Annotated in this window: 21 protein-coding genes; 6 read left to right on the plus strand and 15 right to left on the minus strand. The window is 64.5% G+C overall.

What is annotated here, in order from left to right; all coding sequences use genetic code 11:
* Window positions 1–6: 6 nt before the first annotated feature.
* From FBQ73_RS13420 to FBQ73_RS13430, 3 genes are all read right to left on the minus strand, one after another.
* Window positions 7–2,946, minus strand: a complete 2,940-nt coding sequence (locus FBQ73_RS13420) for a UvrD-helicase domain-containing protein (RefSeq protein WP_246089695.1) — start codon at window positions 2,944–2,946, stop codon at window positions 7–9.
* Window positions 2,947–3,107: 161 nt separating this feature from the next.
* Entirely contained in the window at window positions 3,108–3,599 is a 492-nt protein-coding gene (locus FBQ73_RS13425) for a GNAT family N-acetyltransferase (protein ID WP_138399992.1), read from the minus strand.
* Window positions 3,596–3,865: a type II toxin-antitoxin system TacA family antitoxin gene (locus FBQ73_RS13430; RefSeq protein WP_138399993.1), complete on the minus strand. Its 270-nt coding sequence runs from the start codon at window positions 3,863–3,865 to the stop codon at window positions 3,596–3,598. The genes FBQ73_RS13425 and FBQ73_RS13430 overlap by 4 nt, the downstream gene beginning before the upstream one ends.
* Window positions 3,866–4,303: 438 nt before the next feature.
* Here FBQ73_RS13430 and FBQ73_RS23530 point away from each other — a divergent pair, with 438 nt between their 5' ends.
* Both FBQ73_RS23530 and FBQ73_RS22785 read left to right on the plus strand, forming a co-directional pair.
* Window positions 4,304–4,453, plus strand: a complete 150-nt coding sequence (locus FBQ73_RS23530) for a glycosyltransferase family 39 protein (protein WP_138399994.1) — start codon at window positions 4,304–4,306, stop codon at window positions 4,451–4,453.
* Window positions 4,444–4,590, plus strand: a complete 147-nt coding sequence (locus FBQ73_RS22785; RefSeq protein ID WP_170218882.1) for a hypothetical protein — start codon at window positions 4,444–4,446, stop codon at window positions 4,588–4,590. The genes FBQ73_RS23530 and FBQ73_RS22785 overlap by 10 nt, the downstream gene beginning before the upstream one ends.
* Window positions 4,591–5,020: 430 nt before the next feature.
* On the opposite strand, the gene FBQ73_RS13440 is transcribed toward FBQ73_RS22785, so the two are convergent.
* The 5 genes from FBQ73_RS13440 to FBQ73_RS13460 form a co-directional block, all read right to left on the minus strand.
* Entirely contained in the window at window positions 5,021–5,443 is a 423-nt protein-coding gene (locus tag FBQ73_RS13440) for a hypothetical protein (RefSeq protein ID WP_138399995.1), read from the minus strand.
* An 11-nt stretch (window positions 5,444–5,454) separates the two neighbouring features.
* A complete protein-coding gene (locus tag FBQ73_RS13445; RefSeq protein WP_138399996.1) occupies window positions 5,455–8,148 on the minus strand; it encodes a hypothetical protein in 2,694 nt (897 codons plus the stop codon).
* Between the two features lie 18 nt (window positions 8,149–8,166).
* Complete coding sequence (locus FBQ73_RS13450; protein ID WP_138399997.1) at window positions 8,167–9,360, minus strand: hypothetical protein; 1,194 nt, start codon at window positions 9,358–9,360, stop codon at window positions 8,167–8,169.
* A 49-nt stretch (window positions 9,361–9,409) separates the two neighbouring features.
* Complete coding sequence (locus FBQ73_RS13455) at window positions 9,410–10,240, minus strand: hypothetical protein (RefSeq protein WP_138399998.1); 831 nt, start codon at window positions 10,238–10,240, stop codon at window positions 9,410–9,412.
* 717 nt (window positions 10,241–10,957) lie between these two features.
* Window positions 10,958–12,781 carry a methanol/ethanol family PQQ-dependent dehydrogenase gene (locus FBQ73_RS13460; RefSeq protein WP_210236771.1) on the minus strand — a complete coding sequence of 608 codons (1,824 nt, stop codon included), beginning with the start codon at window positions 12,779–12,781 and terminating at the stop codon, window positions 10,958–10,960.
* A 244-nt stretch (window positions 12,782–13,025) separates the two neighbouring features.
* Here FBQ73_RS13460 and FBQ73_RS22790 point away from each other — a divergent pair, with 244 nt between their 5' ends.
* Complete coding sequence (locus FBQ73_RS22790; protein ID WP_170218883.1) at window positions 13,026–13,634, plus strand: MliC family protein; 609 nt, start codon at window positions 13,026–13,028, stop codon at window positions 13,632–13,634.
* A gap of 253 nt (window positions 13,635–13,887) precedes the next feature.
* Window positions 13,888–15,576, plus strand: coding sequence for a murein biosynthesis integral membrane protein MurJ (murJ, locus tag FBQ73_RS13470; RefSeq protein WP_246089696.1), 1,689 nt, complete (start codon window positions 13,888–13,890; stop codon window positions 15,574–15,576).
* A 118-nt stretch (window positions 15,577–15,694) separates the two neighbouring features.
* On the opposite strand, the gene ppk2 is transcribed toward murJ, so the two are convergent.
* Entirely contained in the window at window positions 15,695–16,798 is a 1,104-nt protein-coding gene (gene ppk2, locus FBQ73_RS13475) for a polyphosphate kinase 2 (protein ID WP_210236772.1), read from the minus strand.
* A gap of 225 nt (window positions 16,799–17,023) precedes the next feature.
* On the opposite strand from ppk2, the gene FBQ73_RS13480 reads away from it, so the two are divergent.
* Entirely contained in the window at window positions 17,024–17,668 is a 645-nt protein-coding gene (locus tag FBQ73_RS13480; protein WP_138400114.1) for a glutathione S-transferase family protein, read from the plus strand.
* 10 nt (window positions 17,669–17,678) lie between these two features.
* Here the strand turns inward: FBQ73_RS13480 and FBQ73_RS13485 are convergent, their stop codons facing one another.
* Window positions 17,679–19,232, minus strand: coding sequence for an amidohydrolase family protein (locus FBQ73_RS13485; RefSeq protein WP_138400001.1), 1,554 nt, complete (start codon window positions 19,230–19,232; stop codon window positions 17,679–17,681).
* Between the two features lie 111 nt (window positions 19,233–19,343).
* Window positions 19,344–20,414, minus strand: coding sequence for an acyltransferase family protein (locus FBQ73_RS13490; protein ID WP_138400002.1), 1,071 nt, complete (start codon window positions 20,412–20,414; stop codon window positions 19,344–19,346).
* Window positions 20,415–20,760: 346 nt separating this feature from the next.
* Between FBQ73_RS13490 and FBQ73_RS13495 the strand changes: the two genes are divergently transcribed.
* Window positions 20,761–21,489, plus strand: a complete 729-nt coding sequence (locus tag FBQ73_RS13495) for a class I SAM-dependent methyltransferase (protein ID WP_138400003.1) — start codon at window positions 20,761–20,763, stop codon at window positions 21,487–21,489.
* Window positions 21,490–21,711: 222 nt separating this feature from the next.
* On the opposite strand, the gene sseA is transcribed toward FBQ73_RS13495, so the two are convergent.
* The 4 genes from sseA to FBQ73_RS13515 form a co-directional block, all read right to left on the minus strand.
* The gene (gene sseA, locus FBQ73_RS13500; RefSeq protein WP_138400004.1) at window positions 21,712–22,566 is read right to left on the minus strand and encodes a 3-mercaptopyruvate sulfurtransferase; all 855 of its coding nucleotides are present in this window, start codon (window positions 22,564–22,566) and stop codon (window positions 21,712–21,714) included.
* 120 nt (window positions 22,567–22,686) lie between these two features.
* Window positions 22,687–23,715 carry a cysteine synthase A gene (locus FBQ73_RS13505; protein ID WP_138400005.1) on the minus strand — a complete coding sequence of 343 codons (1,029 nt, stop codon included), beginning with the start codon at window positions 23,713–23,715 and terminating at the stop codon, window positions 22,687–22,689.
* A 76-nt stretch (window positions 23,716–23,791) separates the two neighbouring features.
* Window positions 23,792–25,264: a cryptochrome/photolyase family protein gene (locus FBQ73_RS13510; RefSeq protein ID WP_138400006.1), complete on the minus strand. Its 1,473-nt coding sequence runs from the start codon at window positions 25,262–25,264 to the stop codon at window positions 23,792–23,794.
* Between the two features lie 114 nt (window positions 25,265–25,378).
* Complete coding sequence (locus tag FBQ73_RS13515) at window positions 25,379–26,734, minus strand: MFS transporter (protein WP_138400007.1); 1,356 nt, start codon at window positions 26,732–26,734, stop codon at window positions 25,379–25,381.
* Window positions 26,735–26,803 lie beyond the last annotated feature (69 nt).

The following is a 26,803-nucleotide window of genomic DNA, read 5'->3' on the forward strand; positions in this document are numbered from 1 at the left end:
GTGGCGCTATGCACCATTTCGGGGGCGACGGAATAGGTCGGCGATGTCGCCTTCAAGAGCATCGGCAATCCGTTCAGGGACGTGTGTAGGAGAACTGCGCTTTCCCACACAGGTGGGATATTGAACGCAGCCAAGGAAGCGACCGTAAGGTCCGGTTCGCTCGACTAGCCAGCCGTCTTTGCATTCGGGACATCCTGGATAGTCGGCACCGCAGCTGCACCGGACCTCGGCTGAGCCGTCGACACGACGCGGGAGCGCTGTCCCGCAGGATTGGCAAGCAGGCAACACATTTCCGCAATGCTGGACGTGCTCACAGCGGTATCGGATGCGATCGTCCTGGCATCGCACGTCCAGTAGCCGTCCCCCGCATTCCCCGCATTCGTGGGCTTCCAGTTCGGCACCGGACGCCGCGGCAATACCGTAGGCAGGATCTTTCTTGAGTTCAGTGACGAAGGCTGACGGTCTTGAATTGGAGGCAAGGATGGTCAGGGTATGGCGGGCCCGGGTCATCGCGACATACATCACCCGCCTTTCTTCCGCATTCGGGAAGGTCTCTTCCTCCGGCGAAACTAGGGAAAGCAATGGGTCGTCGACGATCTCCGAAGGGAAGCCGGTGCGGCCGCTGTCGGCGTTCAGAAGGATCACGTGATCGGCTTCAAGCCCCTTTGATGCATGGATGGTCTTGAAGCTGATGTGAAGTCTCGGGAAATACCGTTCCAGATCCTGCATGTCAGGCCTCAGAAAACGATACCGCCCGAGCAACAAAACACTCGTGATCTTCGTATCCTTGTTCAGCTTGCCGGATATCGCGGTGAGGACTTCGCATAGCTTCTCATTATTCTCATCCTTCGGCACCATCACGATCTTGATGGTCGGTTCCGTGGCTGTTCCCGCCGGAATGATCTGCTTCTGGATCTGGGCCGGATTGCGAAGAATGAAGGCTCTGGCCGCAAACGCGATCTGATCGACGGAACGGAAAGTGCGCCCGAGATCGACCGTCCGGTGCACACCAGTCTCACCATCGAAACGGCCACCAAATTCGGCACCGAAATGACGCATCAGATGGATGTCGGCCCCGGCAAAGCGGAAGATCGATTGCCAGTCATCGCCCACGGCAAAAATCCGCACGTCCGGATGCTGAGCTTTCAGTGCTTTGACTAGCCGGGCACGGCTCTGTGAGATGTCCTGGAACTCATCGATCAAGATGTGGCGAAACGGGCTGATATAGCGGCCATTTTCGGCATAGTGCGCGGCCTTGAGGATCATGTCCTCGAAATCAATCCTACCTTCAAGGCGCTTCTGATATTCCTCGAAGACAGGAGTAAATACGGCGAGGAAGGCCTTGGCACGCATGCCGAGCTTCATCCGCTCTGACTTTGACTCGCATTCGGCAAGGCTGTAACCGCCGCTCTTGAACTTGCGCAGAAATGTCCCCATCAACTGCGAAAAGGTATCAACCTGCTTCAGCTCGACGACACGGTCATAGATTGTGCCTGCGGGCCGGGGATCCGAGGTGATATGCGGCGCCAGCTTCTCCGCTAGGCCGGCCAGCAGGCGACCCTCCTGCCGCTCGTAGCTATAGGTTTCGATCAGCGTGGTTTCATGCGCGGCGTGGACCTCGCGCTTCCAGGCCATGCTGGCCAGGTATTCTTCACGGTCCACAAATGGTGCCGTGAACAGCCGCTCGCTGCCATCGGGCATTTTCTGGCGTCGCACCCCGAAATGCTCGATGTAGATACCACTTTCGGTCAGACGGAAATCAGGCTGATAGTCCCGCCGACCGGTCTTGGGAGTTTTGTGCTCGTAGACGGGCTCGTATTCGTATTCGACGCCGTTTTCGTAGAGCCAATTGGCAATCTGTAACTCTTCGTAGCTTTTGACCTTTTCGCCCTGCAGTGTTCGCAGGTCCTGCTGCTCCATGTGGGTGTAGAAAGCATGCTTCGTCTTGAAGTCCCATTCGGTCTTCGGCTCGACCAGGAAATGCGCGAACCACTGGATGATTGCTTTGGACACTTCCGAGAGCGTATGAACGAGATCACTCAAGATCTGCTTGATTATTCTGGTGAATGCCATATCGTCTTTGGCATGAGCGGCCAGTGCTGGCTTGGAGCCCTCTACAATCCCGATGATGTGGTAAGCAATCGCATGGAATGTGCGCGCTGCGATCGGGACTCCGGAGCGATCTTCAACCCGTTTTGACATCTCCTCCGCGGCGTTATCGGCGAACGCAAGCAGCAGGATTTCTTCGGGATGACGGATCCCAGCCTTGACGAGATACGCCGCCTTCGCCGTGATCACGCTAGTCTTGCCGGAGCCAGCTCCGGCGAGAACCAGCGTTGCGTCCTCATCGACGACTATCGAAAGGCGCTGTTCTGGCGTCAGGGGCTTGCTCTCGATGGTGTCGAAGAGGTCCTTCCAACGGTCCAGCTCGGCCGGGACAAAGATCGTGATGGCATTCGCTCTCGCTGTCTGTGGGTCGGCGATGAACTTTCTAGCTAACGCGACTCGCTCCGCTTTCTCTCGTCCAATAGCCTCTGGATGTAGCTTGGATAGGAGGGAAGCATCGAGTGCCCGCGCGTCTCGCAGAATGTGGTCGAGACTGCAAGCTGCAGGATAGCGGAGGGGTCTTGCTAGGCCTGCGAGGACGGTATGAAGGCGGTTGAAGCGGTTCGCTTCCTGATCCAGCGCGGACAGGTTGAACGCGACCCAAGCCTGGCGGATGTGACCCCCAAAAACACGCGCATCATCATATCCGGCGCCGCGCAGTACGATGTTGTAGGAGTCGAAGCATGGGATGGTCAAACTCGTTCCGAGAGCCTCCTTTTTGAGAACCGGTGGTGCAATCATCTTATCCAGAGACATCTGTACGGTCTTGCCACGCTGAATGATGCGCAGGACACGCCCATCCAGCTCAATAGACCGTGCAGTCTTGCCGAACGGGTTCACGAGCAGTCCAAGCAATAGGCGTTGTCGTAATTGAATCAATTGTCTACGCCTTGTTGTGGGTCAGCCGATCGTGCGCTGTGAAGGTGGCAGCCTGCAATTGCAAGATCGCGTGCACGCCGAGGATCCAGCCCTCCACTTGTGCCTGTACGCGGTCGGATATCTCACAAGGCAGCCCGCAACTCATCCAGCGTCACCATGAGCGTCGTGGGCTCGGACTGGGAGGTGGCAAGCCCGAGGGCGCGGTAGAAGGCAGCAGCGTCTTCTGAAATCGCATGTACCATGAGCCCTCGGATGCCGATGGCATCGGCGGCGGAAATAACGCGCAAGGCTGCATCGCGGAACAGCGCCCGCCCGAGGCCTTGTCCCTGGACCTGCACGTCGATCGCAAGGCGGCCGAGGATCGCCATGGGGATCGGATCGGGCATATTGCGCCTCAGCTTGCCTGTCGCGACTGTGCAAGCCAAAGCACCGGATGCAAGGGCGTAGTAGGCGACAACACGGTTGTCCGTGGTCACCACATATGTGCGCGACGCTCCGGCCTTCTGGTTGGTCAGCGAACGGCGCTTCAGCCACTCGTCGAGGCTGGGATGGCCGCAGGAAAAGGATGCAACATCATGATGTGGTTGGATGGGTTCCGGCGCGGCCAGGGTCATTCCCACGGAGCCTTCGTCCGCATGGTCCGCTTCAGGCGCTCGTTGGGGGCGGCCGGCGCATCCAGACGAGCCAGGAAGTCGGCATAGGCTTCCTCCCCGACATGGACCACGGCGCGGTCCAGCAGTACATCTTCGGCTGCGCGGCGAGCGGCTTCGAGAATGAAATCCGTGCGCGTCTTGCCTTGCGCCTTGGCAGCCCAATCGAACAGGCTGCGGTCCTCTGGCTTGATGCGCATATTGAGCGTGTCGCGGGCGGTGGCCGTCATGATGATATCTCCAGTGCCCTGCATATATCACGATGCAATGACAATGTCATTACAAACTGTTGTGCGACCACTCCTGTCCGGATTGGGATGTGCGGGGTGCGCCATGGGTGCGAGAAAGCGGTTGCTTGACCGAAATGCGTTGGTGAGGCGTGAAAAGGTCTGGAACGTAAATACCAACAGTGCTAGCCGGTTAGCGAAATGGATCGGGGCGAACTGAAGCGGTCCGAGCTTTATTCAAGGCTTTCTGAAAATCGCAGTGTCGGCGGTTCGACTCCGTCCCTGGGCACCATTTTTTGGTCCAGCTGCATCCGGCTTGGTCCTGATTTTTTCGAAAAATCAATGATTTATAGACACATACCCGTCCGGCAAGGTGCGGGATCGTGCGGTTGCATCCGGCGAATCCGGGGGTAGATTTGGGGGTATGCTGGCCCGGCCGGCATGCGTCGCGCCGGCCTGCTCTGCGGTCTGGCGATGCTGTCCAAGTACCACGGCGTCTTCTTGTTCGCGGGAACGCTTCTGTTTTTGATCGTGAGCCCCCGGCACTGGCTCGCGACCCCTGGCCCTATGCCGGCGCGGCGGTGGCGCTGATCGTGTTCACGCCGGTGATCGTCTGGAACGTCCAGCACCTGGTTGCCTCCCTCGCCTTTCAGAACGGCCGGGCCACGGGCGCGTATCTTCAGCCGCTGATGCCCCTGGCGACGGTAGCCGGCATCGCCGTGTGTTGACGCCGTGAATCGGGGTGGGTCTCGTCGCTGCGGCATGGTGTGCGCTCAAGGGCCGGTCGGTGAACTCCCGCGCGTCGCTGCATGCGTGCCTCGCCGCCGGGCCGGTGCTGGTGTTCCCCATGGTGGTCGCGTGGTCGCACGATACGGGCACCAGCTTTCCGCCGGCTCTATACCTCCCCCCGCTCCTATGCTTTCTCCCGCAGCCGCCCAATGTCTCGGCCGATGCCGTTGGCCTCTACACCAAGATGTTCGGTGTAAATAATGGGCAGGATGCGTAAATATCTGAAGCGTCACCTGAGCCTGCAGGACGGGCTGCCGTGAAGCCTGACGACCTGCCCCTCAGCGAACGAGCGGAGTACATATTTGCGCTCGAAATCGGATCTGGAGGCAAGGTTGATCATGGTGTTCTGGAGTGCGATTATTGTTCAGATTATCGGGTCGCGAACTGGTAGATCGCATAGATCAGCAAGCCGACGAAGAACGAGAGGGTCATCATCCATGGCCTGCTTTCCGGGAAGACGGATCGACCCACCTGCTGTTCGACTTCGAGCAGCGTTTTCAGTTCTGCGGGGGAGTAGAAGGATCGCGGGCTCCAGATGGCCATCAGTACGAACGACGCGACCACGGCGAGAAAGGCATGCAGTGTATACATAAAGTTGGCGGGAGACGAGATTGCAGCCGCTGCTCCGAAAACGGTGTTGCAGACCAGAACGATTAGTGCGAACAGCTTGATCGGGGAGGAAGTGGCCTGCATCAAGCTTCGCCACTGCGAGATTTTGTTGGGATCGTCCTTGGATTTCTCGGCTTTTGCGCCCTGCGTGTCCGCGGGTGACTCTGCGGTGGCGTCGTTCATGGAAAACCTCTTCACAAGGCTGAGCATTCGCCCGAAAACTGCATGCGGACCGCCGTCAGGCCGGTCAGATCGATCGCCGCGCCGTCCTGGCGCTCGAAAACAAGAGTCCAGGTTGTGAAGGGCGTTGGGCGAAAGACATCATTGCGGAAACGCTCGACCGTGTCGGCTTCCACCAGCGGCGGTGAAACCTGATCCCGGTAGACGAAGACCCGGCTGAACTTCTTGCCGGAGAAGTCGACCCAGCGGGGCGAGGAACTGGGGCCACTCCGCACGCGGTCGCGGTAGATGCCGTTGGACGAGATGCGAACGAGGATCGGAACGGGCGATGTGACGCCCTCAGCATAGACACGGATACGCGAGACGCGCACCCGTGCGAAATATTTGAATGCCGGGGAATCGTCAGGCACCGTAACCTCAACCCTGCGCTTGCCGACAACACCTTTCAGTTCAACGGGATCGGAGACGACAATCTCGATATTGGTGGTCGTCGATGGCATTCCGGTCATCTGCTCGACCGCCTCGAGTTCAAAGGACCGGCCTGTGATCTGGCGGACCTTGTTGCTGAAATCGTCGACGCTGTCGGTAATTCTCGGTAGCGTCGGCAAGGCTTCAAGCGGAATGAGCGAGAAATAGCAGAACGCCCGGCGATAGGCCTCCATCGCCAGGAACACGCCCCGCTTGGCTTCGACGACACGCTCGAACAGCGTGTTTTGAACGGTTTCGTCCTCGGCCACCTGCTCGCCGAGTTTTCCGACCCTCTGCTCCATCGTATCGAGCGCTTTGGCGGCCGATCGCTTGCGCAGGAGCGCCACCGCAAGGTCGGTGTTGGCCTTGGCGAGGGCAAGCCGCGCCACGCTCATGGCCTGTCCGGCGACGAACAGCTTGCGGAACGCCAGGCGGTACTCGTTCGCGCCGGGGATCGACTTCACATCACCGCCGGCCAGGTTCTCGAACATGTTCTCGACGTCGATCGCGAGGTTCTGCCACAGCTGCGCTCCCCCGGTCGCAATATCGATGCCGGCAGGCTCGACGGTTGAGAGGCTGTCGCCGATCGAGCCTTCGGCGAGGTCGAGGAGTTCGGCGCTGCTCCGCTCCATGGCCTCCGCGGCCTCGCCGACTTCCTTCAGGCGCAAGGCGGCGTCGAAGATGCCCTTGGCATCGCCGGCCGCGCTTTCGACCCTGTCACGCATGTCATCGGCCTTGTCGCGGTCGGGCGCCGCGGCCGGTGGCGGATTGGCGCCGGCCTGATTGCGCGGCGGCAGCGGGTTGCCCTTGGGCAGAGATGGGGCGGCCTTGCCTTGCGCCCAGGAGGCGAACTGGTTGGCGTTCTGGTCAATCTTGTTCGACTTGGAGAGCTTGGCAAACGGGCCGCGGGCGGATTCGATCTTGCTGGCCCAGGACGAGAACGTCTGGCCTTTTACCAGCTTGGTCACGCTCTGGTCGGCACCGAGCATCTTTCCGGCCTGCCCGGCGATTTGCGTGACGTCGCCGACGAACACCTGGCCGATCGCGCCGACGTCGCCGGCACCGACCACGATCGCCGGTACCTTGGAGAGAAGGGACAGCGAATTGGTCACGAGATCGACGGCCGCCGCCTGCATCTGCGCACGCTTCCAGCGTTCGATCTCCATGTCGAAGGTGGTTTTCGCCTGCTCCAGTGTCAGGCGCGTATTCAGCAACTGGCCCAGGATATCGGAGCGGGCTTCCTCGGCCTGATCACGGGTGCGGCGGGCCTGTGCCACGAGCCTGTCGTTGAGATCGAGCTCGTTGGCGCGGTCGGCAAGCATCCCCCGCGCGTCGTCGAGCCACTGCCTGTCCGATCGGGACGCCTGTCTCATGTCGGCAAAGCGCTGATCGCGACCCGTCAGCAGCTTGAGGCACTGGTCGGCCTGGTCCGCATAGACCGCATGGTCGAGCGCCGGAACCAGCACGCCGTTCTTTGCCTCACTGGAAAGAAGCGACACCGTGTCGTAGAGCGCGCGGGCCTGCAGCGCGAGTTCGGCCAGACTTTGGTTACCGGACAGGAGTTCGACGATCCAGAACAGCAGCTGGCGCGCATGGCCGGGATCCTCGGTGAAGCGCAGGCTCGCAAGCTGGAACTGTGTTTCCAGCAGCAGCGCCGGCTGTTCGCCCAGCCCGATGATGCCAAGGCCCGCATCCCCCGGATGCAGGCCTCTGAACACAGTTTCTCCCGGTTCCAGCACGACGGCCATGCAGAATTCTGCGTTCGAGGCGGGCGTGAGGTCATAGCCGATTTCGATGGGCATGCCCTCGGCGTCATTGACGACGAGGGTGATCGAAAGGGCAGATGCCTTGCCGCTTGCCGCCTCGACGATCTGCTGCGTCAGGAGGAGGAGACTGGGATCGGGCCGCGCGATCCTGTCGATGATCACGCCGGAGCGCGGGCCGACCTCGATCCGGCGGGCAATGATGAAGGCGGGCCTGTCCACGATCAGGTCCTCGTCGAGGACAAGCACGTCGCAGCAGACCATCAGGTAGGGGGCGTCCGCCGCCTTTCGGGCGGCCTTGCGAACCCCGCTCCAGACCAGCAGCGGGTGTCGGTAGACGCCGGCACCGGGCTCGACCACCGTAAACGCCGGCAGGCCGAGCCGCTTGAGGGCGGCGTCCGCATAGAGCGTGGACCAGGGACGTGCCGTGCGTGTCCATAGTTGCGCGTCGGTCTGCTCGACCGTCTGCTCGGCCATGACCGTCTTCCCCTTCGCCTAGATCTTCTTGGTCATTGCTGCGTCCATGGCCTTGGCCTGCTCAGCCATGGTCGAGGGGTTCGGGTCGATCTTGATGTAGGGCGCCTGGGTAAGAATGACCAAGTTGGGGTAGAGCGCCGCCCATTTCTTCTCGACATTGTTCAGGAGAGCCGTCAGGGCCCGATCGGAAATTAAGGGACTGTTGTTTGCAGCCGTGCCGGTGCGCACCGATGCCTTGAGAAAGCCGGCAATCGACTGGAGGTCGGATCCGAGCCCGTTCCAGGCGGTCTTGACCACCTGCACATGGCTGATGGCCAGCGCCGTGTAGCGGGAGGCATTGGCGACGGTGCGTTCGGCGAGGCGGCTCACGTCGCGCACACGCAGCGCCTTGTCGAGCTCCAAGCTCTTATCGGCGATATCCTTCCTGCGCTGCTCGACTTCCCGAAGGGTCTTGGTGGCGCGGTCGCCATAGACGCCGGCCACGACAACCGCAGCGATCAGGCCGATGGGCGGACCGACCCAGGCATAAGTGGGCGTTGTCGCGGCCACAGCCACCTCGTGGTCGTATTGATCCTCGAGTTCTGCTTTCGCCTTTTGCAGCTGGGCCAGCGAGCCAGCCGTTTTCTCGTCGCCCTGAAGGGCGGCGATGGTCGCGGACTGCAGACTGTGGTCGCTCTCGATCTCCCCCTGGGCCACCTCGAGCTTGCCCGCCGCGTCGCCGAGGTCGCCGGAGAATTTGCCGAGGCTCTTCTCCACGCGCAGGGTGCGGGCGACGGCCGCCTGGGCATCATCGCGCATGGCCTTGATCAGCTCTGCGGCGGCGTCCAGGTCACCGTCCTTCACCAGCTGCTCGACGACACCCATGAGGTCGCCTTCGCCCTTGACCGCGTTCTCCGCGAAGCGCTTCAGGTCGTTGCCCACGCCCAGCATGTCCGGCAGGCCATCGGTCATGAAGTCCTTGCAGGCCGTCTTGATCAGGGACAGGCCGGATTTCATGCTGGCGTAATAAGGCATCTCACCGAGACTGGCGTTTGCCAATACGATACGCAGGTCGGCATCGTCAGTCGGCAACCGCACGCCGTAGTTCAGATACACTTGCAGATAGTGCCAGCCCTGCTTCAGCGGGCTGAGCACCGGGTTGCCCTTCTCGTCGACCTTCGGCGAAACCAGCGCCTCCAGTTCGGCATGGCCGTCGTTGCCGTCCGCCGGCACGTCCTCGGATGGGTCGGGCATCGCCTTCAGCCTTTCGGTGTCTGTCGCCTCATTGCGGATGTGTGGTCCAGAGCTCGAGGCGCTGCATGGCGGGTCGCGCCCGTGTGCAATAGATTTGGCGAAGGGTTTCCCGGGTGGTTTCGTCGGCCCGGACAATTTGGGGTAACGCGCTTTCGATCAATCCGACACCCACATTGAGATCATTGTGGCGGTCGACGAGAAAGCCGTGGAGTGCGTTGATGCGCTGGAGAATGTGTTGCGATGCAACGACTTCCGACTGATGCAGACGCGCCGCCATTGCGTTCGCGTTGGCGATGGCGGCTTCCGTATTGATCCGCGCGATCGCCACGTTGGCGGCGTCCATGTTAGCCTTCAGCGGGTTGTAGATGCCGAGCGAAAGTGCCGTCAAAAACCCGTTCTTGAAGCCTTCGCCGCCCTTCAGTTGTTCCCGGGCGGCGCGAAGCATCGCTTCATGTCCGACCCGCAAGGCGCCAAGCAATTCAATCTGGCGGTTCGCTTCCTCAATGCTGCGCAGATCGTCGTCGATGGCGCGCTGGACAGTCCCGCTTAAGTCTGTCGCCTCGCTGGACGCCTGCAATGAGACCGACAGACATCGATTGGCGGCATCGCGCGCGGCGCTCAACTTTTGTGCGAGTTCGCCAAGTAGTACATGTATCAGGTTGCCCCCCGGCGAAGGCGTCGCGTCGACCAGATTCCATTGCTGGAGCGCGCTCGGAACAAGCGCTGCCCGCAATTCGTGGAGTTCGTTCTTCAGGATGGGCAGAAGAGCCGAAAACTTCGCGAACAATTCCGACGCAAGTCCGGCCCGGCCCGGCCCGCCTTCGGCAATCCATTGCTCATAGGCTGAAATTTCGATCATGGCGCACCGAAAACACAACATAATCGATCAATGGAGCTGTTCAGTCGGACGCTATATTGAATCTGATCAGTTGTTATTATCTGAAGTATTTATATTATTTCATTATTCTTATTGAAATATAATGTTGCAGAAAGCCTCAAGGGAGGCAAGCGCTCATTTTTGAATTTCGGCCGAAATTTCCTTCAGCTCAGAGGGTCGTCGGGCTTTGATGCAGCGTCAGGATACAGTCAAAAGCTGAGATGTACATTGTTACCTCTGATCTGCCGTTGGTGTCTGTGGTCTCTAACGCCAACTATGGACGATGAACATGAGACAACCATGGGATTGATGGAGTTGCGCGCGCTTGTTGGGATGACATACAACGCGAATATTTGCACCATATGTTTTCGGTGCTCAGTCCGCTTTCAGTTCATCCGGTGTCACCACGGGCGTCGTGGGCTCGGTCGGAGACGGGGCAAGCCTGGGGCGCGATAGGGCGATGGCGTCCTGTGAAATCGCATCACCGTGCCCCGGATGCCGATGGCTGCGGCGGCAGATGGACACGCAAGGTGGTATGGCGGGACGCCGCCTCCCGATGCCTTGCCTCTGGAACCGCACGTCGATGGCGATCCCCGGCGTGTCGCGCCTCAGCTTGCCTGTCGCGGCAGTGCAAGCCAGAAGGGCCGCAGTTCGAAGGTGTCGCTTCCTGGGTCCAAGCTCCGGCGGGCGCGCGCGATCTTACAGCCCGTCAGGCAGAGCGAAGACGGTGAGCTGGCCGCCCAACGCCGTGTAGCTGTTCAGGGCGGCGTAGGCGTCCTTGGCGCCGGAGCCGGCGTCGGGGTCGGCGAGGCCCGCGGCGAGGCCGATGCCGGCCCAGCCGCCGATCCCCGATAGCACCGCCACATATTGCCGGCCGCGATGGGTATAGGTCATGACGTTGCCGACGATGCCGGACGGCGTCTTGAAGCGGTAAAGCTCCTTGCCGGTGGCCGCGTCCACGGCCTTCAGGTAGCCCTCCAGCGTCCCGTAGAACACCACGCCGCCGGCGGTGGCGAGGGCACCGGACCAGACCGAGAACCGCTCCGGCACGGACCAGGCGACGAGGCCTTTCACATTGTCCCACGCCATGAAACTGCCGGTCCGCCCGTCACCGCCGGGGGCCGGATACATGGTGAGAGTCGCGCCCACATAGGGCTGGCCCGGCGTGTAGGTCACATGGAACGGCTCGTAGTCCATGCACAAATGGTTGGTGGGCACGTAGAACAGGCCGGTCAGCGGGGAATAGGCCGCCGGCTGCTGGTTCTTGGCGCCGAGGGCGGCGGGGCAGATGCCGGTATAGGTCTCGTCCTCGCCCTTGGCCTCGGTGCCGTGGGCTGGGTCGAGGATGGGGCGGCCGTAGGTGGGCCTCACCTTGTCCATGTCGATGCCGGTGGCCCAGTTCACGGTCGGGTCAAACTTTTCCGCCACCAGAAGCGCGCCGGTGGTGCGGTCGAGGGTATAGGCGAAGCCGTTTCGGTCGAAATGGGTGAGCAGCTTGCGCGTGCGGCCGTCCACCAGCTGATCGGTGAGGATCATCTCGTTGACGCCGTCGAAGTCCCACTGGTCGTGGGGCGTCATCTGGTAGACCCACCGGGCGACCCCGGTGTCGGCATCGCGGGCGAAGATGGTGTCGGACCATTTGTTGTCGCCGGGGCGCTGCGACGGGTTCCAGGTGGAGGGATTGGCGCTGCCGTAATAGACGAGGTTCAGCCCGGGATCGTAGGCGAACCAGCCCCAGGGGGCGCCGCCGCCGATCTTCCATTGGTCGCCCTGCCAGCTCTTCAGCGACGAATCGGCGCCCACCGGCTTGCCCAACTCGGTGGTTTTCTCAGGATCCAGCAGCATGTCAGCATCGGGGCCGGTGCTGTAGGCGCGCCAGGCGAGGGTGCCGTCCTTGAGGTTGTAGGCGCTGATGTGCCCGCGCGCGCCGAACTCGGCGCCGGCGATGCCGACGATCAGCTTGTCCTTCACCGGCATGACGGTGGCGGTGTTGGATTCGCCCTTCTTCGGATCGCCGTTCGCCACTTTCCAACGCACCGCGCCGGTCCTGGCGTCGAGGGCTACGACGGTCGTGTCAGCCTGATGCAGGAACACCATGCCCTCGGCAAAGGCGAGGCCGCGATTGATGAGATCGCAGCACATGATGGCGGTGACGGAGCGGTCCTGTTTGGGCTCGTACTTCCACAGGATGCGGCCGTCGTGATCGAGATCCAGCGCGTAGACGATGTTGGGGAAGGGGGTGTGCACATACATCACCCCGTCCACCACCAGCGGGCTGCCTTCGTGGCCGCGCAGCACGCCGGTGGAGAAGGTCCAGGCCACTGCCAGCTTGCCCACGTTGGCGGCAGTGATCTGGTCAAGGCGGGAATAGCGCGTGTTGGCGTAATCGACCGTCTGGAGCACCTGGCCCGAGGGATCGGCGATGCGCTTTTGCACATCCTCGTTGGCATGGGCCGCGCCCAGTGCGAGGAGCGCGCCGGCGAGAGTTGCGGCGAGAGATTTTGCTGTCACCATCGCTCGCATGTGCGTCTCCTACGGCTCCGGAGAGCCGGGCCGGCCGGCTCATCCCCTCGCGCCATTGGATACCATGCGATGGGCCGAGGTGAACCCGCATGAGCGCCATGGGTCGGCTTGCTTTCGCGGCGCATCGGGCGTGACGCTAGGGCGTCACCAATCCGCCGCAGCGCCCAGGCAGAGCGCAAGGCAGGTCTGGGGTCGAAGTCCTGGTGAGTCGGGAGAACAGATCATGCAGTCCCTGTGTCCTACGGTGGCCGTTCCGGGCTTTGCCCTCGGTTTGCTCCTGCTGGCCTGCGCGCCCGCTGCCGCCAAGGACCAGCCCTCGTTCGACTGTCGTGCCGCCTCGGCGGAGGCCGAGCAGATCGTCTGCGCCGATGCCGCCCTGATGGCGCTCGACCAACGGCTCGCGCGCCGTTACGCGGCGGCGCTCGCCATCGTGGAAAAGCTGGACAGCGGCAGCAAGGAGGCCGTCGCGACACTGCGCGCCACCCAGCGCGGCTGGATTTCCGGGCGTAACGACTGCTGGAAAGCGCAGGACAAGCCAGCCTGCGTGAAGCAGGAATACCTGCGCCGCGAGGGCGATCTCGTCGCCCGCTACATGCTTGAGAAGCCAACCGCGATCGCCTCCTTTGCCTGCGAAGGCAATCCCGCCAATGAAGTGACGGTCTATTTCTTCGACACGCAGCAGCCGAGCGTCCGGCTCGAATATGGTGACGCCATCGATACCGGCGCGCTGGCGCTGTCCGCCTCCGGCGCGCGCTATGACGCGAGCTTCGGCCGCCTTCTGTGGATCAAGGGAAACGAGGCCACTTTCGTTTGGGAGGAAGGCAAGGACATGACGTGCAGACTGACGAAGTGAGGCGTTGGAGCCTCTAACTCGCCGCTCGCACGCCAAGTGGTGCGTGCGAGAGGGATGGGTGAAGGCGGACGGGCGGGGGTGACGGGCGGTTTCCGCTCCACGCTGTTCGCGCGGCACCCTGCAACCTGGGCCGGTACCGGGCGCCATCGGGCGGCGCTCGGCCGCATCCGCCACCTGAGGCGGGGCTTGCGCAGTCGCTCCAGGATGCGGAGAAGGGCAGGGTTCGTCCGTCGCGGCGCATAAGGAGCAGGACTTGAACGGGAGCGGGATGTCGCCCAACGGATCGAACCAGAAACCGGGCCAAGAGCCGAGCAAGGAAGCCAGCAGGCGTTCGAGCCAGGCGCGGACCATCGGCATCGCCTCGGCGATCTGGGGCGCATCGATCTTCCTCAGCCGCATCCTCGGGCTGGTGCGCGAGCAGATCATCGGCCGCACCCTCGGAGCGAGCCGGCAGGCGGACCTCTACTTCGCCTCCTTCACCCTGCCGGATTTTCTCAATTACCTGCTGGCGGCTGGCGCGCTGTCCATCGTCTTCATCCCCATCTTCGTCAAATATCTGGAGGCGGGGGACACCAGGCGCGGCTGGGAAGCCTTCAGCGTCATCGCCAATTTTATTGTCGTGGTCGGCTCGCTCGCCATCGCGCTGATGATGGTCTTCGCCCGGCCGCTGGCCACCCTCGTGGCGCCGGGCTTCACCGAGGCGGCGGAGGTGGACGAACTGGTGCGCCTCATGCGCATCATCCTGCCGGCGCAGTTCTTCCACATCCTCGGCGGCCTGCTCTCGGCGGCGCTGATGGCGCAGGACCGCCATGCCCTGCCGGCGCTGGCGCCGCTGATCTATTCGGGCTGCATCATCCTCGGCGGCCTCGTGGGCGCGTATTATCCGGAGCTGGGCGCGGAGGGCTTCGCCTGGGGCGTGCTCGCCGGCTCCATCCTCGGCCCCTTCGCCCTGCCATTGTTCGGCTGCCTCAAGACGCACATGCGCTGGCACGCGGCGCTGTCGCTGCGCAGCCCTGACCTCCACCGCTATCTGCTGCTGTCGCTGCCGATCATGATCGGCTTCTCGATTGTGGTGGTGGACGAGTGGATCATCAAGAACCAGGCCTCCTTCCTCGCCGCAGGCGCGCTGGCGCAGCTGCAATACGGCCGCACGCTCATGAAGGTGCCCATCGGCATCTTCGGCATGGCGCTGGGCGTCGCCTCCTATCCCACCATCAGCCGCCTCGTTGCGGCGGGGGATGTGGTGGAGGCCTATGGCGTGCTCTCGCGCGCCATTCGGCTGATGCTGGTGGCGATCCTCGCGGCGGGCGTGTGCCTCATCGTAGCCGGCTATGAAGCGGTCTATCTGATCTGGGGGATGTTCGGGTCGCGCTTCACGGCGGCGGACGCCCTGGAGACCTCGCGGATTCTGGCGCTGCTGACCCTCGGCATCGGCGGTTGGGCGGCGCAGAGCGTGATCAGCCGCGGCTTTTACGCGCTCGGCTCCACATGGCTGCCGACGCTGGTGGGCACGGCGGTGACCTTCGCCATGATCCCGCTCTATGTGGTGCTGCGCGAACGCTTCGGCGCGGAAGGTCTGGCGGTGGCCAGCTCCACCGCGATCCTCGCCTATGTCTTCCTGCTGGGCTGGCTGCAGCGCCGGCGGTTCGTGAAGGAGGCGGCGGCGCGGGGGGCGGTGCTTTCTGCCGCGCCGGGCATGCTCTCCGGCGTCTGGCGGCTCAGCCTTGCGGCGGTGGTCGCCATCGGGGTGGGCCTCGCCCTGCGCATGGGGCTTGTGGCGATCCTGCCGGGCAACGGCGTGATCGCCATTCTCGTCCGCGGGGCGGTGCTGTGCCTTGCCGGTATCGGTGTCTATGCGGTGGCGGCGTGGGCGCTCGGCATCACCGAGCTGCGCGAGGTGGCGCAGAAGGTAGGCCGGGCGCTACGCGGGCGCAGGAGCTGATACCAAAGGCCGATGAGCTTGACTCATCGGCCTTTGGTCAAGCCCGCGCGACGCTTGAGCGTGCCCTCTCGGCATCGGTCGAAGACAAAAGGCCGATGGCATGCGGCCCCCGGCTCGGTTACCGGGACGAGGCGAAGTTGAATTCGCCCCGTTCGTGGATGGTATTGGCGCGGCCCACCAGCAGGTTGTCGACGGTGCCGATCCGCGCCGGGGCCTTGTCCTTGTAGGGCAGGGAATGCAGCACGTAGCGCATGGCGTTCAGGCGTGCGCGCTTCTTGTCGTCGGACTTGATGACCGTCCAGGGCGAATCCGCCGTATCGGTGTGGAAGAACATGGCTTCCTTGGCGCGGGTGTAGTCCTCCCACTTGTCGAGGGAGGCGAGGTCCACCGGCGACAGCTTCCACTGCTTGAGCGGGTGAACCTTGCGCTCCTTGAAGCGGCGCCTCTGCTCGTCGCGGCTCACGGAGAACCAGAACTTGATCAGGTGGATGCCGCTGCGCACCAGGTTGCGCTCGAAGTCCGGTGCCTGGCGCAGGAACTCGCGATATTCCTCATCCGAGCAGAAGCCCATGACGCGCTCGACGCCGGCGCGGTTGTACCAGCTGCGGTCGAACAGCACGATTTCGCCGCGCGTGGGCAAATGCTCCACATAGCGCTGGAAATACCACTGGCCGCGCTCCACATCGCTCGGCTTTTCCAAAGCCACCACCCGCGCGCCGCGGGGATTGAGATGCTCCATGAAGCGCTTGATGGCGCCGCCCTTGCCGGCGGCATCGCGCCCCTCGAACAGGATGATGACGCGCTGCTGGGCGTCCTTCACCCAGGACTGGAGCTTCAGAAGCTCGGTCTGGAGGACGAACTTGTCGCGTTCGTAGTCGCTCCGCAGCATCTTGTACTTGAAGGGGTAGCCGCCCTGGCGCCAGTCATCGGCCAGTTCGTCGCTGGTCACCCGCGAATGCCCGGCGGGCTTGGGCAATCCTAGCGATTTGCGCAGGCGCACGGCGTCGTCGGGGGACGCGCCCGCGATGATGGCCTCGATCCCGGCATCGAGCCCGGTGCCTTCGGGACGCGCGGCGGCGATGGACACCAGTGCCGACACTTCGGCTTCCTGTGCCGCTTCGCGGCGTTCGTCGGCAAGGCTGGCTTCAACGGCAAGGGGAATCAGCGCCGGTTCGGTCGCGTCGTCGGTGGCTTCATGCGTGAGTTTGTCGTCGCTCGCCATGCGTGTTCTCTCCCCCCAAATGTCGTGTTGCAATGGCATGTCACGCCGTTGCGCCGGAAGCAGATGCTTTTGTTCAATTTTGTCGATTAGCCGGCTGATGAGCCTTGACCGAAATCAATGGCCGAACAGGGATTGCGCGCGCCGCGCCGGCCGCTTGCGGCCCGCCGACCGATCCGGCGCGGTGTCGGGTTTCGGTCATGGCGGCGTTCTTGCTTGGCGCGCGCCATGGCACTCAAATTCTACATGACGCCGGGTTCGTGTTCGACCGGCATCCACATCCTGCTCGAAACGCTGGAACTGCCGTTCGAGGTCTGGGTCGTCAACATTCCGGCGGGAGATCACCTGCGGCCGGACTATCTCAAGATCAATCCGCGAGGGACGATCCCCACGCTCGTGCTCAACGATGGCACCGCCCTGACCGACTTCAAATCCATCGCGCTGTGGCTGGCGCAAACCTACCCGCGCGCAAAGCTCCTGCCCGAGGATCCCGCGCTGGCGGCGCAGGCGGTCGATCTGCTGGAATTCGCGCTGATCCAACTGCATGGCGAGGGCTTCACCCGCATCTTCACCTCCGAGCGCTACATCTCGTCGGGCGGCACGAAGCCCGGACAGCAGCTGAAGGACGACGTGACCTCCCACGGCCGGGAAATTGTCGAGCAGGCTTTCGCCGTGCTGGAGAAGCGCCTGCCGGCTGAGGGCTATGCGGTTGGCCCGACCTTCTCCATTGCCGATGCGGCGTTATTCTACAACGAGTTCTGGGCAGAAAAGACCGGCATCCCGATGCCGCCGCGCGTCCTGGCCCACTACCAGCGGGTGCGGGCACGGCCAGTGGTCCGGCAGGTGCTGGCCGAGGAAGGCTACCGCACCTGATCCGTGGGCCTCAGCGCGGCAGGGGCACGGGAACGGCCGCGCGCAGCACCGCCGCGATCTGCGCCAGCGGCGGCTGCTCCTCCCTTACGCTCTGTTCGAAATCGGCGAACGCCTGGTCGAGACGGGCGCGCTCGCGGTCCTTCTCCGCTTCGGTGAGGAAGGAGTGGGTCAGGGCCGTGTGGGCGATGGCCTTCAGCCGGGCGTAGCCCAGCCCATGGTCGCGCGCGGCACGGAAATACTCGTTGGTGAGATCGATGCGCGACACGCCGGCGTCGTCGGTGGCCAGCGTCACCGGCACGCCGGCATTGAGGTAGGTGACGACGGGATGCTCTCTGCCGCGCACCCCGAGGATGACGTCGCTGGAGGTCAGGGCGATCTCGACGGTGACGCCGCGGCGGCGCATCTCGGCGAGCAGGCCGTCCATGTCGTTCTCGAAGCCCACCGCCGTGCCGTGGCCGATGCGGCGGGCGCCGGCGATCTCCACCGCCTCGCGGATGTGGAAGTCGAGGTCCGCGGGCGGCACCAGCCCCAGCCACAGCTCGCCCGCATGCAGCGCCACCGGCACGTCGGTGCCGGCGAGGAAGCCGATCCATTTCATGTGGGTGCGATAATCGCGCAGGGACACCCGGTAGTCTTCCGGCCCCACATAGTTCAGCCCCACCACCATGTCGGGCGCCGCCCGCACCAGGGCCGCCGCCAGCGCCGTCTGCGCGAAGACCGACGCCGGTGCGCTGTTGCGGTTCACCTGCGCGATGAAGCGGAAGGTGACGCCGCAGCCGGGGCGGGTCGCATCACCCGCGCAGTCGCGCAGGGCCTCGATGTGGGCGACGATGGCGGCCACCTGCCGCGCCTTGGCAGTCACCGCATCGTCGAGGCCGCTACCCTGGAGCGCCGCCAGCATGGCCGCCGGCTCGCCGACCGCGCCGATGGCCTGCGTCATACGCTCGCGCTCGGCCCCCTCGAAGAAGGTGACCATGAATTCCACGTATTGGACGTTGGAGGCGTCGTACTGCTTCAATTGGTCCACCACCATCTCGGCCATGCGGCGGGCGGTCTGGTCCCAGTCCGAGCCGCCGGTGGCGGCGTTGAACTTGCTGAAGGTGGCGAAGAACTGGTCGTGGCCCGAGGGCACCGAAAGGGTCGGCAGGAACCACCGGGTGGACAGCGCATTGAGGATGAGATCGTAGGTGGTCTGCCCCTTCGGGCCGGACACGGCGTCGGCGAGTGGCACCACGGCAGGGTCTGTCCCGCATGGCTGGTCGGGGGCGGTGCCGTCAGGCCGGGGCACGAGGGTCATGTCGGCGCGGCGGAAGCACAGGCCGTCGTGGACCGCCCAGGCGAGAAAGCGTTCGGCATAGACCGCACCCGAGAGATGGGTGTGCAGATCGCCACCCTTGGGCATGCGGTGGAGGAAGGCGCGCATGCGCGGATGGTCGGCGCGCAGAGTCTCCAAATGGGCGGCCGTCACGACCCCGGGCAAATCGCGCGTGACCACGACGAGCCGCGCGAGCAGCATCGCGACCAGGACGAAGAGAACGACGGCAAGGATACGGCGACGATGCAAGCAAGCCCCCTCGGCCAGACCCCCTCGGCGAAGGCTGTGCCGGGAGCCTAGCTCAAGCTCCGCCCGTCGGGAAATCCCGCCCGCGTCAGTCCCACGATCCGGGGGAGGGCGTCAGGAGGCGGCTCGGACGGCGCGCTTGGGGCTCGAGGTCTTGCGCACCAGCCATTGGCCGATGGGCTTTTCCACCCACAGGTGGACGCCCACCGAGACCAGCACGGTCAGCGCGAAGCCGATGGCATAGATGGCGACCAGCGGCAGGCCGACCTTGGCCCCGGCCACACCGAACAGCTTGATGGTGAACGGGTGCGTCAGATAGAGCGCGTAGGAGGCATCGCCCCCGAGCGCCAGCGCCCGCGCCAACCCGTTCTCGCGCAGGGCCGGGCCGAGCACGGCCGCCGCGACGATGAGCGCCGCCGGAATGCCGCCGGTGACGAGGCGCCAGACGTGCTCGTAGGCTGCAGTCTGGAAGAAGGCCAGGGCGAGGGCGATGCCGGCCACCACGAGGCCTAGGGCCACGGCGCCCGATAGCCGCCGGCCATTGAGGAACAGCGCGGCGACGCAGGTTCCCAGCAGGAACTCGCCGATGATGGGATTGCCCCAGAACTTGAGCAGGAAGAATCGGTCGGGTGCCAGGAGCGCGGCAGCGATGAGGAGGATGAACATGGCGCCCAGCGCCGCAAGCCCCGCCCGGCGCGGCAGCAGCAGCGCCACCGCGAAGAGGGCGTAGAACAGCATCTCGTAGTTCAGCGTCCAGCCCAGGGACAGAATGGGGAACAGCTCGCCATCGGCGCGCGGCCATGGGATGAACGTGTAGGATGCGACAATGTGCTTCAGGTCGAGCCCGTTGTTGTTGATGAGTTGCGGCGCCGCCAGTAGCGAGGCCAGCATCAGCGTCGTGCAGATCCAGTAAAGCGGCACAATGCGGATGAGACGCCGGCGCAGGAAATCGGCGGGTGCGCCCGGAGCGCCGAAGCGGTCGTGCATCATGTAATACATGATGAAGCCGCTGATGACGAAGAAGATGTCGACGCCGAGTCCCCAGTCGATGAGGCCGATCTCTTCAAATGCGCGTCCGGTGCGCGCAGCGACGTTGCCGACTTCCACGCCCACATGGGCGAACACCACGAGAGCGGCCGCGAAGAAGCGCAGGATCTGCACGTTGACGAGATAGGTCAGTTTCATCCGCCTTCCGTTTTTGCGGTCCGCCGTGCCTTGCACTGACGGGTGGAGACGCTTTCCGCCTGGGCCCCGCGCAGGCCACAGCGCCCGTCAAGTCCTTGCCTAAGGATTCAAGTGGTATTATCGTAAGACACAACCTTGCGGATTGCGCCGCTGGCCGTCGACCCATCCTGGATGAAACCGTGCCAACTGGGTCAGGTTAGCATGTGCGAAAGAAAGTTTCGAGCCTTCTCGCAAGCGCGGGAACTCTCGGCAAACGCCCACTTTTCGGGCTTCCCCCGCGTCTGCAATTGCAGGTAGAGTGACGAGAGCCGAGCCATGATGGCGCCACCGTGGGAAAGAGCCGAACATGACTCTGAACGAAGCGGGAAATCTTAGCCGTTACCTGGATGAGCGCTATATTTCTGCCAATTCAGACTGGCACCAGGACGATAGTGCGTGGAAGTTCGCGCATATCTCCAACATCATGGATCGTAATTCCATCCGCCCGACCTCCCTGTGCGAGATCGGATGCGGTGCCGGCGGCATCGTCGAGCTTCTGGCCCGGCATCACCCGGACGCGATGGTCGACGGCTACGAAATCTCGCCCCACGCTTTCGCCATTTGCCAGCAGCGGCAGGCGCCCAACCTCTCCTTCACCCAGGGCAGCCCGTTCGACGGCGGACGCCGCTACGACGTGAGCATGGCCATCGACGTGATCGAGCACGTGGAGGACCCGTTCGCCTTCGCCCGATCCATGGGCCGCATCTCGACCCACCAGGTGCTGCACATCCCGCTCGACATGAATGCGTTGGCGGTGGCCCGTGGCTGGGTCATCCAGGATGCCCGCAACCATATTGGCCACCTGCATTATTTCACCAAGGCGACCGCCCTCTCGCTGCTGGACGAATGCGGGCTGGAGGTGGTCGACCATTTCTACACGCCCTGGGCCATCGACCAGGCCGGCAAGACGCTGAAGAAGCGGCTCGCCGCCTTCCCGCGCAAGGTCGCCTTCGGGCTGGCGCCCGATGCCATCGTACGCCTCGTGGGCGGCTGGTCGCTCATGGTTCTCACCCGTACCCGCGCTGCTTCGGCCTGACCCGGCCCTTAGCTCCCCGGACCGGACAGGGGCGGGACAGCAGGTGTCGTTTCGGCGCGGGTCTATCATTGCGGTCCGCGGGAACCGGTCGCGATCGTCGCCAGCATGGGCTGAGGCGCTCCGGTCAGATCGGGGCGCAATCCGGTCAGCAGACGCCCTCTTCGTCTTGAGCCGGGAAGACGGGCCGGGAAGATGTGGACCGTCTCCCTGTTTCCCGCACCGTCAGCCGACGGCGATTTCCTTGCCGCTGGCGCCCCACTCGGTCCACGAGCCGTCATAGAGCGCGAGCGGGGTCTTGCCGATCAACTCCAGGGCCACCCACAGGATGGCCGCCGACACGCCGGAGCCGCACGAGGTAATGACCGGGCGGGACAGGTCGAGGCCGGAGGCCTCCACCACCGTGCGGATCTCGTCCGGCGACACCAGCCGTCCGTCCTTCACCAGCCGGCCGTGGGGCAGGTTGAAGCTGCCGGGCATGTGGCCGGAGGGCAGGCCTTCGCGCGGTTCTGGGGCTTCGCCACGGAAGCGGGTGTCCTGGCGGGCGTCGAGCACCTGCGCGCTGCCGCTCTTTAAGGCTTGGTCCACGCGCTCGATGTCGGCGACGAGGGAATGGTCGAAGCGCGGATTGAAGATGGCGGGCAACCGGCGCACCACCCCGTCTTCCACCGGGCGCTCCTCGGCGAGCCATTTGGGCAGGCCGCCGTCGAGGATCTTCACGTCCTGCGCGCCGAACGCCCGGAAGGTCCACCACACCCGGGGCGCCGAGAAAAGGCCCACCGAATCATAGATCACGATGCGCAGCCCGTCGCCGATGCCCAGAGCGCCCATCGCCACCGCGAAGGCGTGGGCATCCGGCAGCATGTGGGGCAGGGAGGTGGAGTGGTCGGCGATGGTGTCGATGTCGAAATGCACCGCGCCGGGAATGTGCCGCTCCAGATATTCCTTGGCGCCGCTGCGGCCGGAATTGGGCATGTGCCAGGAGGCGTCCACCACCACGAGGTCGGGCGCGCCGAGATTGGCGGCGAGCCATTGCGTGGAAACGAAGGGGCTCGCGGGCGTGTCGACGGTCTCGCTCATGGGCTGTCTCTTTCGGCTCCATTCACGCACTGGCAAGGGTGCGCGGCCCCTCATTGAGCGGATGGGCGCGCGCGTCAAGCGACCGGCGCAAGGCGCGCCGGAAGAGGCCCGCCAGCCGGATCAGACCAGCACGTTCGGCACCTCGACCTTGCGCTCCAGCCATTCCGGCACCGGCAGGTTCTTGGAGCGCAGGAACTCGGGGTTGAAGAGCTTGGACTGGTAGCGGGTGCCGTAGTCGCACAGGATGGTCACGATGGTGTGGCCCGGCCCCATCTCCTTCGCGAGGCGGATGGCGCCCGCCACGTTCACCCCTGAGGAGCCACCGAGGCACAGGCCCTCGTGCTCCAGCAGGTCGAACACCACGGGCAGGGCTTCCTCGTCCGGGATCTGGAAGGCGGTGTCGATGGGCGCGTCCACGAGGTTGGCGGTGATCCGCCCCTGGCCGATGCCCTCGGTGATGGAGGAGCCCTCGGCCTTCAGCTCGCCGGTGGTGTAGTAGGAATAGAGCGCCGCGCCCATGGGATCGGCGAGGCCGATGCGGATGTTGGGGTTGCGTGCCTTCAGCGCGATGGCGATGCCGGCCAGCGTGCCGCCCGTGCCCACCGAGCAGATGAAGCCGTCCAGCTTGCCGCCGGTCTGCTCCCAGATCTCGGGACCGGTGGTCTCGATATGGGCCTGCCGGTTGGCCACGTTATCGAACTGGTTGGCCCAGATGGCGCCGTTCGGCTCGGTCTTGGCCAGCGCCTCGGCGAGGCGGCCGGAGACCTTCACGTAATTATTGGGATTGGCATAGGCCACGGCCGGCACTTCCACCAGTGTGGCGCCAGCGAGCTTCAGCATGTCCTTCTTTTCCTGGGACTGGGTCTCGGGAATGACGATGACGGTGCGAAAGCCGAGGGGGGCGGCCACCAGCGCGAGGCCGATGCCGGTATTGCCGGCGGTGCCTTCCACGATGACGCCGCCGGGCTTCAGCGCCCCGCGCGCCACCGCGTCCTTGATGATGCCGAGGGCGGCGCGGTCCTTCACCGACTGGCCCGGATTGAGGAACTCAGCCTTGCCGAGGATCTCGCAGCCGGTCTCTTCGGAGGCGCGCTTCAGGCGGATGAGGGGTGTGTTGCCGATGGAGTCCACAAGGCCGTTACGGATCATGTGCGGATCAAAGCCTTCAATGAATGTGGTGGCACGTTACTCAACGCATCCCGCCGTATCAATATGACAAGCCCCATCATTTTCGTGTGGATTCAAGCGCGCGCAGCGCTCGCTCCCTTGCGGCGCCGTGGTCCACCAGCGGGCGCGGATAGGTTTGGCCGAGGCGGATGCCGGCATGGGCCAGCGTATCCGTGTCCGCCGTCCACGGCTTATGGATGAGCGGCGCCGGCAGCTTGGCCAACTCCGGCACATAGGTGCGCACATAAGTGCCGTCGGGGTCGAATTTCTCGCCCTGGGTCACCGGATTGAAGATGCGGAAATAGGGGGCTGCATCCATGCCGGAGCCCGCCACCCACTGCCAGGAGGCGGCGTTGTTGGCGCCGTCCGCATCCACCAGCGTGTCCCAGAACCAGTCCTCGCCTGCGCGCCAATCCATGAGCAGGTGCTTGGTGAGGAAGGAGGCCACCACCATGCGCACCCGATTGTGCATCCATCCGGTCTGCCAGAGCTGGCGCAGGCCGGCGTCCACCAGCGGATAGCCAGTCAGGCCCCTGTGCCAGGCCTTCAGCTCGCCGGGACATTCGCGCCAGGGGAAGGCGTCGAACCCGCGCTGGATGTTGCTTCGGGCCAGGTCCGGCCGCTCGGCGAGGAGGTGGTAGGAGAATTCCCGCCAATACAGTTCAGCCTCGAACTTGTCAGCGTCCACCAGCGGCACCGCGTCGGCATCGGCCGCGTGGCGCACGGCGCTCAGGATCTGGCGGGGCGAGATTTCGCCGAAGCGCAGGTGGGGCGACAGGCGGGAGACATGGTCCTGGTCCGGCCGGTCGCGGCCCTCGGCATAGCCCGTCAGTCCCGCGTCCATGAAGGCGGCGAGTCGCGCCTGGGCCGCCGCTTCGCCGGCGGTCCATGTGGCGCGCAGGCCGCCGGACCAGTCGGGACGGGTGGGCTCGAGGTCGAAGCTCTCCAGCGTCTCGCCTTCCGGGGGATGGACGACGCCTTCCAGATGCTTCGGCGCGGGCAGGGGGGTATCGAGCCGCCGGGCCTTCAGCGCCGCACGGTGGAACGACGAGAAGGTGCGCGGCATGCCGCCGGACGCCCCTTCGACGCTGCCGGGCGGATGCAGCAGATGGGCGCAGAAGCTGAGCACGCGCCGGTCTTCGGACAGGAGGCGCGCGGCCACCGCGTGGTCCACTTTGGTCTCCGCCGCGCCGGCGCGATCATTGAAGGCGACGGTGGCGGCGCCCAGCAGCGCCGCGACCTCCGGCACCACCCGGTTGGCCGGACCCCGGCGCAGGATAAGGGGGACGCCCCTGTCCTTCAGGTCGGTGGCGAGCGCCCGAAGCGACTGGGCGAGCCACCAGCGCGCCGCCCCGCCGAGGGGGCGAATGCCCGGGCTGTCCTCGTCGAACACATAGAGCGCGGCGAGCGGAGTGCGGGCTTCGGCCAGGGCAGCGAGCGCCGGGTTGTCGGAGAGCCGCAGGTCGTCGCGGAACCACAGCAGCGAGGGGGATGCCGGCAATCTGGAGCTTTGCAACCGTGCGGTTTTCATGGCGCTCCTCCTACGCCTTTGGGGCGCAAGAGGTTCACTCCCATTCCGCCGGGGACGCAAGGGGGCGTCGAGCCCCCTCTGCCGATCAACATGGGGCGTTGAGCCCCCTGTCCATCAATGGTGGATGTCGATGTCGCGGGTTTCCTTGCCGAGAATCAGCGCCACCAGGGTGAACAGCGCCATCACGGTCAGGTAGACGCCGACCCAGAATGGGCTGCCGCCGCCATAGCTCCACAGGGCCACCGCGATGAACGGGGCCACCGCCGCGCCGAGAATGGACGACACATTGTAGGCCATGCCCGAGCCGGTATAGCGCACGTTGGCCGGGAACAGCTCCGGCAGCAGCGCGCCCATGGGGCCGAAGGTGAGGCCCATCAGCGCGAAGCCGATGAAGAGCCAAGCGACCACGCCCACCGTGCCGGCGGACAGCAGCGGCACCCACAGCAGGCCGAACAGGGCGATGGCCGAGGTGATCCAGATGAGGGTGCGCCGGCGGCCCCAGCGATCGGCCCAGGGGCCGGACACCATGGTGAAGATGCCAAAGAACACCACGCCGCAGATCATCATCATCACGAAGGTGCGGTAGTCGTAGCCGAGGCCGGGGAGGGGGGCCGTGGTGGCGGCGCGGCCATAGCTCAGCGAGAAGGTGGTCATCAGGTAGAACAGCACGTAGGTGGCGAGCATATAGAAGGTGCCGAGGATCATCTCGCGCCAGTAGCTCTTGAAGGCGGCCACTAGCGGCACCTTCTGGATGCCGCCGCGCTTCACCGTGTTCTCGAACGCCTTGCTCTCCACCAGGCTGAAGCGGACCCACAGGCCCACGATCACCATCACCGCCGAGAACAGGAACGGAATGCGCCAGCCCCAGGCGAGGAAGGCGTCGGACGGCCGCGACGGGTCGGAAGACGGCATCAGCGCCGCGATGATGAGGAACAGGCCGTTGGCGATGATGAAGCCGATGGGCGCGCCGAGCTGCGGGAAGGTGCCATAGACCGCGCGCTTGCCGGCGGGGGCGTTCTCGGTGGCCACCAGGGCCGCGCCGCTCCATTCGCCGCCGAGGGCAAAGCCCTGGGCGAGGCGCAGCACCACCAGCAGGGTGGGCGCCAGCCAGCCGGCGGTGGCATAGGTGGGCAGGAGGCCGATGAGGAAGGTGGCGATGCCCATGGTCAAAAGGGCGCCCACCAACGTGATCTTGCGACCCTTCTTGTCGCCGAGGTGGCCGAAGAAGATGGCGCCCAGCGGCCGGGCCACCATGGCCGCGCCGAACACCGCGAACGAGGCCAGCAGCGCCGTGGTCGGATCGCTCGCCGGGAAGAACAGGTGCGGGAACACCAGCACCGCCGCCGTGGCATAGACGTAGAAGTCGTAGAACTCGATGGTGGTGCCGACGAGGCTCGCCAGGATGACGCGGGAGCGCGGGTTGACGGCGTGGTGTTCGTCGGCGGACGCGACGACGGTGGTGGATGACATGACCTGTTCCAACTGTCCCGGATCGCCTCGCTTCGTGCCCGGTCTTCACGGGCACCACGGCGCCGGAGG

It is taken from the genome of Xanthobacter autotrophicus (assembly GCF_005871085.1).
GTDB classification, from domain to species: domain Bacteria; phylum Pseudomonadota; class Alphaproteobacteria; order Rhizobiales; family Xanthobacteraceae; genus Xanthobacter; species Xanthobacter autotrophicus.